The sequence below is a fragment of the Paractinoplanes pyxinae genome (genome assembly GCF_026626335.1).
GTDB classification, from domain to species: Bacteria; Actinomycetota; Actinomycetes; order Mycobacteriales; family Micromonosporaceae; genus Actinoplanes; species Actinoplanes pyxinae.
Genome location: NZ_JAPNTZ010000012.1, coordinates 237,227 through 249,117, shown reverse-complemented (window position 1 = coordinate 249,117; position 11,891 = coordinate 237,227). Strand labels below are relative to the sequence as shown.

Annotated in this window: 11 protein-coding genes; 3 read left to right on the top strand and 8 right to left on the bottom strand. The window is 71.4% G+C overall.

The window, feature by feature from the left end:
• Positions 1–15 precede the first annotated feature (15 nt).
• Together OWR29_RS32100 and OWR29_RS32095 are read right to left on the bottom strand one after the other, a co-directional pair.
• A complete protein-coding gene (locus tag OWR29_RS32100) occupies positions 16–1,371 on the bottom strand; it encodes a class II fumarate hydratase (RefSeq protein ID WP_438872688.1) in 1,356 nt (451 codons plus the stop codon).
• A gap of 38 nt (positions 1,372–1,409) precedes the next feature.
• Positions 1,410–4,412, bottom strand: coding sequence for an AfsR/SARP family transcriptional regulator (locus OWR29_RS32095; protein WP_267567120.1), 3,003 nt, complete (start codon positions 4,410–4,412; stop codon positions 1,410–1,412).
• A gap of 302 nt (positions 4,413–4,714) precedes the next feature.
• Between OWR29_RS32095 and OWR29_RS32090 the strand changes: the two genes are divergently transcribed.
• On the top strand, positions 4,715–5,227 hold the full coding sequence (locus tag OWR29_RS32090; protein ID WP_267567119.1) for a hypothetical protein: 513 nt from the start codon (positions 4,715–4,717) through the stop codon (positions 5,225–5,227).
• On the opposite strand, the gene OWR29_RS32085 is transcribed toward OWR29_RS32090, so the two are convergent.
• Positions 5,212–6,108 carry a LysR family transcriptional regulator gene (locus tag OWR29_RS32085; protein ID WP_267567118.1) on the bottom strand — a complete coding sequence of 299 codons (897 nt, stop codon included), beginning with the start codon at positions 6,106–6,108 and terminating at the stop codon, positions 5,212–5,214. The genes OWR29_RS32090 and OWR29_RS32085 overlap by 16 nt on opposite strands.
• An 85-nt stretch (positions 6,109–6,193) precedes the next feature.
• On the opposite strand from OWR29_RS32085, the gene OWR29_RS32080 reads away from it, so the two are divergent.
• A complete protein-coding gene (locus OWR29_RS32080) occupies positions 6,194–7,135 on the top strand; it encodes an NADP-dependent oxidoreductase (RefSeq protein ID WP_267567117.1) in 942 nt (313 codons plus the stop codon).
• On the opposite strand, the gene OWR29_RS32075 is transcribed toward OWR29_RS32080, so the two are convergent.
• On the bottom strand, positions 7,102–8,289 hold the full coding sequence (locus tag OWR29_RS32075; RefSeq protein WP_267567116.1) for a M20 metallopeptidase family protein: 1,188 nt from the start codon (positions 8,287–8,289) through the stop codon (positions 7,102–7,104). The two genes, OWR29_RS32080 and OWR29_RS32075, sit on opposite strands and share 34 nt — an antisense overlap.
• Before the next feature lie 410 nt (positions 8,290–8,699).
• On the opposite strand from OWR29_RS32075, the gene OWR29_RS32070 reads away from it, so the two are divergent.
• Positions 8,700–8,921: a hypothetical protein gene (locus OWR29_RS32070; protein ID WP_267567115.1), complete on the top strand. Its 222-nt coding sequence runs from the start codon at positions 8,700–8,702 to the stop codon at positions 8,919–8,921.
• A 145-nt stretch (positions 8,922–9,066) separates the two neighbouring features.
• Here the strand turns inward: OWR29_RS32070 and OWR29_RS32065 are convergent, their stop codons facing one another.
• From OWR29_RS32065 to OWR29_RS32050, 4 genes are all read right to left on the bottom strand, one after another.
• Positions 9,067–9,576, bottom strand: coding sequence for a GNAT family N-acetyltransferase (locus tag OWR29_RS32065; RefSeq protein WP_267567114.1), 510 nt, complete (start codon positions 9,574–9,576; stop codon positions 9,067–9,069).
• A 114-nt stretch (positions 9,577–9,690) separates the two neighbouring features.
• A complete protein-coding gene (locus tag OWR29_RS32060) occupies positions 9,691–10,368 on the bottom strand; it encodes a cation efflux transmembrane domain-containing protein (RefSeq protein ID WP_267567113.1) in 678 nt (225 codons plus the stop codon).
• Positions 10,368–10,697, bottom strand: coding sequence for an ArsR/SmtB family transcription factor (locus tag OWR29_RS32055; RefSeq protein ID WP_267567112.1), 330 nt, complete (start codon positions 10,695–10,697; stop codon positions 10,368–10,370). The genes OWR29_RS32060 and OWR29_RS32055 overlap by 1 nt, the downstream gene beginning before the upstream one ends.
• A gap of 54 nt (positions 10,698–10,751) precedes the next feature.
• Positions 10,752–11,861 (bottom strand): ROK family protein, encoded by a 1,110-nt coding sequence (locus tag OWR29_RS32050; protein WP_267567111.1) that lies wholly within the window; start codon positions 11,859–11,861, stop codon positions 10,752–10,754.
• Positions 11,862–11,891: the final 30 nt, after the last annotated feature.

Genomic DNA, 11,891 nt, shown 5'->3' with positions numbered 1-11,891 from the left:
GGCAGTGGGAAATCACTAAGGACGCGTCATCCGCAGGACGTCCAGGGCCTCGTCGAGCTGCTGCTCGGTCAGCTTCCCGCTCTCCAGATGCCCGCGTTCGACCACTACTTCGCGGATCGTCCGGTTCGACGCGAGGGCGGCCTTGGCGATGGCGGCGGCCTCGTCGTAGCCCAGGTACCGGTTGAGCGGGGTGACGATCGAGGGCGAACCTTCCGCGTACGCGAGGGCGACCTCGACGTTCGGTTCGAGGCCCGCGATGCACTTGTCGGCCAGCAGCCGGGCCGCGTTGGCCAGCAGCCGGATCGACTCGAGCAGGTTGCGCGCCATCACCGGCAGCATCACGTTGAGCTCGAAGTCGCCCTGCGACCCGGCGAACGAGACCGTGGCGTCGTTGCCGATCACCTGGGCGCACACCTGCCGCACCGCCTCGGGCACGACCGGGTTCACCTTGCCGGGCATGATCGACGAGCCCGGCTGCAGGTCGGGCAGGCGCAGCTCGCGCAGGCCGGCCCGGGGGCCGGAGCCCATCCAGCGGATGTCGTTCACGATCTTGTAGAGCCCGACGGCGATCACCTTGAGCTGGCCCGACGCCTCGACCAGGGCGTCACGGGCGCCCTGGGCCTCGAAGTGGTCGCGGGCCTCGGTGACCGGCAGGCCGGTGCTCTGGCGCAGCCGTTCGATCACGGCCGGGGCGAAGCCGGGCGGGGTGTTCACGCCGGTGCCGACCGCGGTTCCGCCCAGCGGCAGTTCGCCCAGCCGGGGCAGGGTCGCGGTGAGCCGCTCGATGCCGTTGGCGACCTGTCGCGCGTACCCGGAGAATTCCTGCCCCAGCGTGACCGGGGTGGCGTCCATCAGGTGGGTGCGGCCGCTCTTGACCACCTCGGCCCACTGCTCGGACTTGACCAGCAGCGCCGACCCGAGGTGTTCCAGGGCCGGGATCAGTTCGCTGGTGACGGCCTCGGTGGCGGCCAGGTGGATCGACGACGGGAAGACGTCGTTGCTGGACTGCGACGCGTTGACGTGGTCGTTGGGGTGCACCGGCCGGCCCAGCTCGCGGGCGGCCAGGGTGGCGATCACCTCGTTGGCGTTCATGTTGGACGAGGTGCCCGAGCCGGTCTGGAAGACGTCGATCGGGAACTGGTCGTCGTAGCCGCCGTCGGCCACGTGCGCGGCGGCCTTGGCGATGGACTGGGCCAGGTCGTCGTCGAGCACGCCGAGCGCCGCGTTGACCTGGGCGGCCGCGCCCTTGATCTGGGCCAGCGCCTTGATGTGGGCGGGTTCGAGGCCGCGGCCCGAGATGGGGAAGTTCTCGACCGCCCGCTGGGTCTGGGCCCGCCAGAGGGCGTCGGCCGGCACCCGGACCTCGCCCATCGTGTCTTTCTCGATCCGGTAACCGCTCTCGTCAGTCGTCACCGTTCCATCGTCCCTCCGACCGCGCTCGATCGCAGATGATCCTCGGCACCCGGCCCGGCCCTCGAGGCGCCCAGGGCGGCCAGCGACTTCTCGACGTCACGCAGTTCCGGCGCGTCGAGGGCGGCCAGAGCGGCCGCGGCCAGCTCGAGCAGCCGCCGCGCCTCGGCCGGGGAGTCGTCGATCAGGCTGTCACCCAATCGGGCCTGGGCCACCGCGATCGGGTGCGGCATGCGCGACTCGTGAGCGACCCGGAGCGCGTGCTCGAACGCGGCCCGGGCCCCCGCGACGTCGCCGGCCAGCAGCAGGGTGCTGCCGTAACCGCAACGGGTTCTCGACTCTTGTTCGCGGTTGCGCACCTGCTGGGCGATCTCGATGGCCCGCCGGTGCTCGGCGATCGCCTCGGCCGTCCGGCCCTCGGCGGCCAGCAGCAACGCCAGCTCGTGATGCCCCTCGGCCTCGCCGTGCGGGTTCAGCGCCCGCTGCAGCAGGCGCAGCGCCACCCGTACCTGCCGGCGGGCGACGGCCACGCTCACCATGCCGGTCCGGTGCTTGATGACGGCGATGTTGAGCAGGGTGTCGCCGATCTTGGTCGGGTCACGGACCTCCAGCTGGGCCAGCAGGCGCAGCCGGTGGTGACGCAGCGCCTCCCGGTAGTGGCCGAGCCGCTGGTAGTTGTTGGCCAGGGCGTTGAGCACATCGGGGCCGACGTCCCCGGCCAGTGCCCGCCGCACTTCGAGAACGAGATCGATGCTCTCCTGCCACCGTCCCGAATCGGACAGCAGTACGGCGAGGTTGGTCTTCGCCGTGGTCAGACCGAGCTCGTCGCCCAGCTCACGGCGCAGCGCGATGCACCTCTCCAGCAGCCGCGCCGACTCCTCCATCTCGGAGTGCCGGTAGTGCACCGAGGCCAGATAGTTGAGCACGGTGGCGATGGCGGCCCGGTCGCCCGTACGTTCCAGCACCTCCAGGGCCCGCGTGTTCAGGCGGTACACGTCGTCCAGGTAGTTCCGCATGAACAGCTGGCGCCAGGCGGCCCGCGGCAGCTTCCAGGTGAACTCGAGCAACTCCGGCACGGCCGCCGCGGCGTCCACATAGTCGGCGAGGCGCGGCCGCTCCTGTTCGAGCCGGGCCAGCGGGTCGGTCACCGCGTCGAGCAGATCGGGCCGCAGCGGAACGAGCAGGCCGACGTCGCGTTCGACGAACCGGCGGTAGGACGGCAGGTTGGTCGCCGCGGCCGCGTTGAGCTGCTGGTCGAGCAGCCCGCGGAGCGCTTCGGTGCGGGCGGCGGCCGGCAGTTCGGCGGCGAGCGCGGCCGCGTACTCGCGAAGCAGGTCGTGCAGCCGGTAGACCCCGGGCTCGGGCTCGTCGACCAGATGCACGTCGACCAGGTCGTCCAGCTGATCCTGGGCCTCGGGCAGCGGCAGCCCGGTCAGCGCGGCCGCCGTGATCGCGTCGAACTCGCTGGCCGGGTTGACCCCGAGCAGACGGAACACCCGCCGGGCCGGTTCCGGCAATTGCTCGTACGAGAGGGCGAAGGCACTCGCGACCGACCGGTCCTCAGCCGCGAGCTCGGGCAGCGCCGATTCACCCAGCCGCCGGACGAGATCGGCCACCCGCCAGCGTGGACGATGGGCCAGCCGGGAACCCGCGATCCGGATGGCCAGCGGCAGGCAGCCGCACCGCCGCACCACCTCGGCCCCCGCCTCGGGTTCGGCCCACACCCGGGCCCCGGCTATCCGGGCCAGCAGCGTCACCGCCTCGTCCGGGGTCAGCACGGACAGCGACTCCGGGTGCACGCCGTCCAGCCCGATCAGCCGCCGCCGCCCGGTGACCAGCGCGAGGCTGCCCGGCGCGGTCGGCAGCAGGTCGGCCAGCTGGGCGCTCGAGGCGGCGTTGTCGAACAGCACGAGCGCCCGGCGCTTGGCCAGTTCGGTGCGCCACAGGCCGATCCGGTCGACCAGGCCGGGCGGGATGCGCTCGGACTCCACGCCGAGCTGCCGCAACAGCACGAGCAGGGCCGCCGCGGGTTCGAGCGGCTGCTCGGTGTCGTGCCCGTGCAGGTCGACGAACAGGTGAGCGCCGGGGTACCGGTCGCCGAGCAGCGCGGCCACGTGCAGGGCCAGTGTGGTCTTGCCGCTGCCGGCCATCCCGTCGATCACCGCGACGACCGGGCCGCCCGTGCCCGCGGCGTCGATCGCGGTGACCAGGCGGCGGACGGCTTCGACGCGGCCGGTGAAGTCGCCGACCGTACGGGGAAGGCAGCGGACCGCCGCGGGCGCCGGCGACGCGGCCCGAAGGCCGCCGGTCAGCATCGCCGTATGCAGTTCCTGCAGTTCGCGCCCGGGGTCGAGGCCCAGCTCGTCGCGCAGCGCGGTCCGGGCCCGCCGGTATTCGGCCAGCGCCTCGGCCTGCCGCCCGGACCGGTACAGCGCCCGCATGAACTGACCGCTCAGCCGCTCGCGGAGCGGGAACCGGTCGATCACGGCGGCCAGCTCACCGACCAGGTCACGCGCGCGGCCGGCGGCCAGTTCGAGTTCGGCCCAGTCCTCGACCGCGGCCACGTGCTCCTGGTCGAGAACCGAGGCGATCAGTCGTACGCCGTGAGCGTCGATCCCGGCGGCGGCGTCCCCGCGCCACAGGTCAAGAGCCCGCCGGAACAGAACCGGGTCGTTCTGGGCCCGCGCCTCGGCCGCCATCCGGGTGAATTCGGCCGCGTCGAGCTCGCCGGGGCCCGGGGCGAGGCTGTAGCCGGCCGGGTCGCTGCGGATCGCGTCGACCGGCAGCGATCGCCGCAAACGGGACACACAGGTCTGCAGCTGGCCGCGGGCGGTGGCCGGCGGGTCGGCGCCCCACACGGCCTCGGCGAGAACGCCGACGCCCAGTACGCGACCCGGGTGGAGCAGCAGCATGGCCAGCACGACACGATCACGGCCGGCCGTGATGGCGACGTCCTGCCCGTCGACGGTGACGGACAGTGGCCCGAGGATGCGATACCGCATGCCGTCCCCCACAGCCCTCGGTGAGGCATAGAGCCTAGCCGAGGTGTTGAGAGCGGGACGATAGCGAAACGACAGCGCGATGGGCGAACCTGGGCACAGGCGCCGTCGCACCGAGGATGTACTCACATCGCCCCAGCTCGGTGCGGCGGTCACCCGGGGATACGGGGGACTCGCAGCCCGCCCGTGACCGGGGGCGGGCGGGCTGTTGTATCCCGCTGATCACCGTCGGTTGGACGACGGGGCGAGGAGGAACGTACCGTCGGCGGAGCGTTTTCCCGTCCCCGACCGAACAGGATCACCTCATGCGACGCGCCCTCCTGGCCGTGCTGGCCGGCAGCGTCCTGCTGACCGGCGCCGCCTGCGACAGCGACGCTAAGAGCACCGAGGCGGCCCCCGAGGCCACCCCCGCGAGCACCGCTCCGAGCAGCCCGCCCCCGCCGGACTACACGGCCAACACCCGCACGGTCTGCGGCAAGCTGCAGAGCCTCTACTCCGTCGAGCTGCGCGACTTCGGCGCCGCGATGGGCAAGCTGATCACCTACCGCGAGGCCAAGCAGACCGCCGAGGCCAAGAAGGCCGAGACCACGGCGGTGACCGAGCTCAAGCAGGTGGCCGCGAAGATCCGCAAAGAGACCGCGGCCGCGCAGAACCCCGAGTTCAAGGCGGCCGGGCTGACCTCGGCTGCGAAGGTCGACGCGAGCGCGGTCAACAAGGCGTACATCAAGAAGGCGAGCACCCTCAAGGTGCTCAACTCGACGATCGAGGGCCAGTTCAAAGAGTGGCTGAGCCCGGTCGCGGGCTACTGCGCGGCCTGAGCGACCACCGCGCGCAACCACCGGGACGGCACATCCTCGTCGAGCCGCTGATGCCATCGCAGGTTGACGTCGACCTCGGGCAGGGGCAACGGGAACTCGTGCCAGCGCAGCGGCATGCCGCGCCGGGTCAGGTGCTCGGCGAGGACCCGGGGCGCCAGGCTGATGATGTCCGGCTCGAGGGCCAGCAGGGCGGCCACCGCATAGTTGGGAACGACGGCGGTGACGCGCCGGGTGAGCCCGTGCCGGTCCAGCTCGTCGTCGATCGGGCCGCGGGTGAGTCCCCGGCGTGAGGCCGAGACGTGCGGGTAGCGCACGAGGTCGTCGAGGGTGAGCTCACTTGCCCGGCCGAGGTCGGAGTCGGCCGCGACCAGGGCGACGACGTGATCGCTGAACAGCGTGCGCGAGCGCACGTCGGGCGGCGGCGGGTCGGCGACGCCGATGTCCAGGTCGAGCGTCCCGTCCCGCAGCGGCTCAGGGTCCTTGGACTGCTGGGCGACGAAGCGGACGGTGACGCCCGGCGCTTCGGCGGCTATGCGGGCGGTCAGCCGGGAACTCAGGACCGGGGCCAGGCCGTCGTTGATGCGAATCGAGAACGTACGCCGCCACGTGGCCGGGTTGTCGGCCGGAGCGGCCCGCAGTGCCGTTGCCGCGTCCAGCAGGGCCCGGACCTGCGCCCTCGACTGGTGCGCGAACGGCGTGGGGACGAGCCCGCGTCCCGCTCGCACCATGATTGGGTCGTTCATCGCCCGTCGCAGCCGGCTCAGCGCCCGGCTGGTCGCGGGCACGGACAGGTGCAGCCGCCCGGCCGCGGCCGAGACACTGCCGGTCTCGAGCAAGGCGTCGAAGACCCGCAACAGGTTCAGATCGAGATCGTCGGCCACCGTCGCTCCTCATTTGCGCTGAACGCAATCCTGCCTTGCCATCTTTGCAGTGGACGTCATGCCAAGGACGCCGTTCACTGAGTTCATGAGCATGCGAATCGTTCGACCCACCGCGTACGGCGGTCCTGAAGTCCTCACCGTCGCCGAAGTTCCCCTCCCCGAGCCCGCCACCGGCGAGGCCCTGATCCGGGTCAAGGCGGCCGGCGTCAACCCGATCGACTGGAAGCTCTACAGCGGCGCGTTCCACGACATCGACGACGAGCACACCGACGCAGCCGGGGTCGACGCGGCCGCCCTGCCGCAGCTCGGCCTGGAATGCGCCGGAATCGACACCACAACCGGCGACGAGGTGATCGTTTACCCAGTGACCGCGGCCTACGCCGACTACGTCGTCGCCCCGAAGAGCTCGTTGATCCCGAAGCCGTCGTCGATCAGCTGGGCCGAAGCCGGCGCCCTGATGCTGACGGGACTGACCGCCGCGCACGCTCTGCACGCGGCCGGGGTGCACGAGGGCGACACCGTCCTGATCCACAACGGCAGCGGCGGGGTCGGTCTGATGGCCGTCCAACTGGCAACCGCCCGAGGCGCGACGGTGGTCGCCACGGCCTCCGAGCGCAACTTTGACGTGCTGCGCGACCTGGGTGCCACCCCTGTCGCGTACGGGCCGGGTCTGCTCGACCGCGTCCGGGCCGCAGCCCCCGGTGGCGTCACGGCCGCGCTCGACCTCATCGGCACCGAGGAAGCCCTGGACACGTCGCTCGCGCTGGTGACCGACCGCGACCGGATCGCGTCGATCAACGGCGGTCCCCGACGGGCCAAGGAGGGCATCAAGGTGCTCGGCTACGGCCCCGGCGAGGATGCCGGCGCCGAGTTCCGAGCAGCCGCCCGGCACGATCTCGCGGCGAAGGCCGGCGCCGGTCACCTGCGCGTCATCGTCGCCGGCACCTTCGGTCTGGACCAGGCCGCCGAAGCCCACCGGGCCGGCCTCACCGGTCACACACCCGGCAAGCTGGTGCTGGTCCCCTGAGCCGTCAGCCGGTGCGTCAGCAGGCCGGCCATGGCGCGTACGCCGTACCCGATCGCCCGCTCGTCGGCGGCGAAGTCGCGGGTGTGCGGCGCGCCGTTCATCCCCGACTCCGCATCCGCGACGCCGAGGTAGAACTGAGCGCCCGGCGCCTCCTTCAGGAAGAGCGCGAAGTCCTCGCAGTTGTAGGGCCAGGACGCCCGGGCCCACAGGACGGACTCCGGCCCCGTGGTCGCGCTCAGGTATTGGCCGGCCGCCGTGCTCAGCTCGGCCGAGTTCACCAGGGCCGGAAACGGCTCACCGGCGAACTCGACGTGCCCACCGGCCCGCGCCGCGATGCGTTCGATCCGTACGCGTAGCTCCGGCAACCGCTCCTGCGGCCAGACCCGCAGCATGATGGTGACGACCGGCTGCCCGTCGGAGGTGCGCTCGGTCCACTGGCCGACGCTCACAGATTCGGGAACATGCTGCTCCAGCACAGAGTGGAAGCGCGCGTGATAGTCGGCGACGCTCCGCGGGAACTCGACGGTCCCGAGTTCCGCCACCTCGGCAGCGACGGCCGCGGCGTCCCCAGCCGGCAGCACGATCCGGATTTCGTCCAGCCCGGGCAGGCCATGACCCGGAGACACCACAATGGTGCCGCTCGGAAACGGGGCGCAGTGCAGCGCATAACTCTCGCGCGGCCTGAGTTTCTGCACCAACCCGGTGTCGAGCATCGCCCGGGCGCCTTTCAAGGGTTCCTCGGCCGGCTGGAAGACGAACACCACCCGGCCGGGGACCGGCCCGGAGCTGCGGGCCAGAGTCTTGGCCACGCCAACGCCGATCGCGGTGTGCAGGTCATGCCCGCACAGGTGCGCGACACCGGGCACGCGAGAGGCGAAGCCGTCATCGAAGACCCGGTCGGACCGCGGAATGAACAGCACGTTCCGCTCGGCGTCGACGGCGTCCATGTCGGCTCGATAGACCACCGTCGGCCCGTCCGCCGAACCGTCGAGCACCGCGAGAACCCCATGCCCGCCGACACCGGTCGTCACCTCGAGCCCGGCCGCACGCATCTGCTCGGCGACCAGCCCGGCCGTCTGCCGTTCCTCCCCAGCCAGTTCGGGGTGGCGGTGAATCTGCCGGCGCAGCTCGATCAATTCGTCGTCAAGGTCCACCGGCAGATCTTGCGCACAGCGGTCTATCCGACGCACCACCATTTCGGGGTTGGCCCGCCCGACGAGCATTCGGCTAGCTCGTGCTTAAGCCTCATCAGCCGAGTTCCGCCAACTGCCGGACGTGTCCGGGATGCCTTCATGACGATGTGGACGGCAAGCTTGGCGGATGTTGTTTTGAAAACCCTGCCTTAAGGGCCTATCCACAGGGCCAGCCATCCGGCGATCATGCTGCTCAGGCTGATCAACAGGGTTACCACGTCGAAGCCCCGAGGTCGACTGGGCTCCCCCGCGGCCCGCCGGTGAGGTATTCCAGCGGAGGCTGCCGCTCGGGTTGATCGATGCGGAGGTTGGCTACGAGCCGCCGCACGGTCGCGGTTCCTGCCGAAGATTCTTGCCAGACGATCGAATCGATGATGGTGGCACCCGATAAGCCATCCATAGCCAACGAAGCGGCATGCCCGGCGGTCTCGCGTGTAGCCACCGCATCGGAACGGGGCGATCACGGCAAGGTACGGAACGAGCAGGCCGAGGGCGACGAAAAGCGCCAAGCGGCGTTCGTCAGAGAACCAGAAAAGAGCGGTCAGAGCGACCAGCACAAATCCGACGGTCGCGCGCTCGGCAACTCCAGATGACCGACGTCGAGCCATGAAACGACGCTATTGGCTGACTATCCGTAATGGAATGATGATGATCAGTCACATTTTGGCCATCCTGACGCACTCGCTTGCTCAGCGGTGGCAGCTCTGGCGGCCTCCGGGCGTATTCGCTGTGGGGTCGTCAGGTGACGGTGGGGCTGCGTCGTTCGAGGAGGATGACGTCGCGCCAGGTGTTGTGGTGGCGGCCTACTCGTTCGCGGGTGCCGATGATGCGGAAGCCGCAGGCGGTGTGCAGGGCGAGGCTGGCGGTGTTCTCGGGGAAGATTCCGGATTGGATAGTCCAGACTCCGGCGGCCTCGGTGGAAGTGATCAGCGCGTCGAGCAGGGCTCGGCCGATGCCGCGGCCGTGGGCGTCGGGGTGGACGTAGACCGAGTGCTCGACTACGCCGGCGTAGACGCATCGGTCTGAGACGGGGCTGCAGGCGACCCAGCCGAGCACCGCGCCGTCGGTGTCGAGGGCTGCGAAGCGGTGCCGGGGCAGCCGGGTCGCGGTGAATCGGGGCCAGTCGGGTGGTTCGGTCTCGAAGGTGGCGTTGCCGGTGGCGATGCCGAGCTGGTAGATCGCCAGCACCTGGTCGGCGTGGTCGTCGAGCATCGGGGCGATGCGGATCGGTGGGGTCGGTGTGCTCATCGCGGTGCAGCCACCTCCTGTTGGCGTCGGGAGAATCACGACCCTTGCACGGAAGACCAGGGCCTGTCCTGCCGATCCCGCCGGGGCTGCGGGCCAACGAGATCGCAGGAAGGCCTAGTCGCAGCAGCCGTCTTTGCAGCCGCCGGTGGTAGCGGCGGCGAGGGGCGGCGTGCAGCAGGTGTCGCCGCGCCAGGCTTCTCGGCCCTCTTTGACGGCTACCGCGGCGATGACCAGCGCGGCGATCGGGTCGGCCCAGCTCCAGCCGAACAGGCTGTTGAGTGCCAGGCCGACGAGCAGGACCGCGGACAGGTAGGTGCAGAGCAGGGTCTGCTTGGAGTCGGCGACGGCCGTCCTTGAGCCGAGCTCGCGGCCGGCGCGGCGCTGGGCGTAGGACAGGCCGGGCATGATCGCCAGCGACAGCGCGGCCAGCACGAGGCCGACGGTGGAGTGTTCGGCGTCGGCGCCGCTGATCAGGGCGCGGACCGATTCGACGCTGACGTAGGCGGCCAGGGCGAAGAACGACACGGCGATGATGCGCAGCGCGGTCTTCTCCCGGGCTTCGGGGTCGCGACCGGCGAACTGCCAGGCGACCGCGGCGGCCGAGGAGACCTCGATGACCGAGTCCAGGCCGAAGCCGATCAGCGCGGTCGACGAGGCGATGGTTCCGGCCGTGATCGCGACGACGGCCTCGACGACGTTGTAGGCGATCGTGGCCGCGACCAGCAGCCGGATGCGCCGGGCGAGAAGGGCCTGGCGTCCGGCGGGCGCGATGGGCAGCAGGGGAAGGCTCATCAGCAGCAGTCCTGGTCGGCGGCGTCGGGGCAGGCGGCCGGGTCGACGGCCAGCACCAGGCCGAGCAGGTCGGTCAGGGCGTGGCGGATGCGGCTGTCGGCCAGCTCGTAGCGCGTACGCCGGCCTTCCGGAACCGCCACGACCAGGCCGCAGCCGCGGAGGCAGGCCAGGTGGTTCGACAGGTTCTGCCGGGTGACGCCGAGCAGGTCGGCCAGCTCGGCCGGATAGCCGGGGGCTTCGCGCAGAGCCAGCAGCAGCCGGGCCCGGGTCGGGTCGGACAGGGCGTGGCCGAAGCGGGCCAGGACGTGGCCGTGGGTCACCGTCTCCATCGGCTCAAAGTACAGCCGACCCTGTATTCAGCGGAAGATGTATCGACATGATCGCTATCCGAGGTGATCGAGCAGGTGGAACCAGGCGGCTTCGGCAGCACCGGCGATCGGGCCGTCGGGGCCGAGGGCGGCCGGCACGAGCGGGGGCGGGGAGTCGCGGCGGATGGCCATCAGGCCCGAGTGATAGGCCGACTCGAGTTCGGCGGGGGCCGCGGCCAGCAGGTCGGCCGCGATGCTGCCCAGGGTGACCAGGTCGGCGTCCAGGCCGTTGACCAGACCGGCGATTCCCCGGCCGAGGGCGGCGGCGGCCATCGCCACAGCGGCTCGTTCGGCCGGGGCGGGTGAGGCGATGACCCCTTTCGCGTACGCGACGGGGTCGGGCTGGGGCGGCTGACCCAGGTGGCGAGCCAGTGCCGTGCCGTCGACGGCGGTGCCCCAGCAACCGCGGGCTCCGCACGGGCACAGGACGGCGGGGTCACCGAACGGCATGTGCCCGAATTCGCCGGAGGCTCCGTGGGCGCCGATGACCAGGCGGCCCTGGTCGACCACGGCGCCGCCCAGGCCGTACTCGATGAGCAGGTGCAGGGCCACCGAGGCGCCGGCGGCGGCGCCCCGGGCCGATTCGGCGGTGGCGGCCAGGCTGGCGTCGTTGCCGGCGGTCAGCAGCGGGGCGTCCGGCCACAGGTCGTGCAGGTCGACGTCGTGCCAGCCGGACGTGGTGGCGTCGAGCCGGAACTCGGCGGTGACGGGGCCGGGCGCGGAGACGCCCAGGGCGCGCAGCCGATCGCCGTACCGGGAACGCAGTTGCGCGATGCCGGCGGTCACGCCCGCGACAACGTCGGGCCAGCTCCGGCCGGTGTGCGGAGCATCGGCCGACGCGACGGTGTGACCGCCGAGCTCGACCACGTCGATCCGCCAGGCGCGGTGGCTGATCGCGACGGCCAGCACCAGCGGGCCGGACGGGTGGGCGACCAGCGCGGTGGTCGGACGGCCCCGCGTACCGCTGCGAGCCGCGGGCACCTCAGCGAGCAACGACGCCTGGGTGAGGCGGGCGACCAGCTCGGTCGTGGCGCCGGTTCCGATGCCCAGGTGGCGGGCGGCGTCGGCCCGGGTGACGCCGGGGTGGGCGTGGGCGACCCGCAGCAGCTCGGTCGTGCGCGTCACAGTCGGTCGCTCCTCTTCTTTTTACTCTGA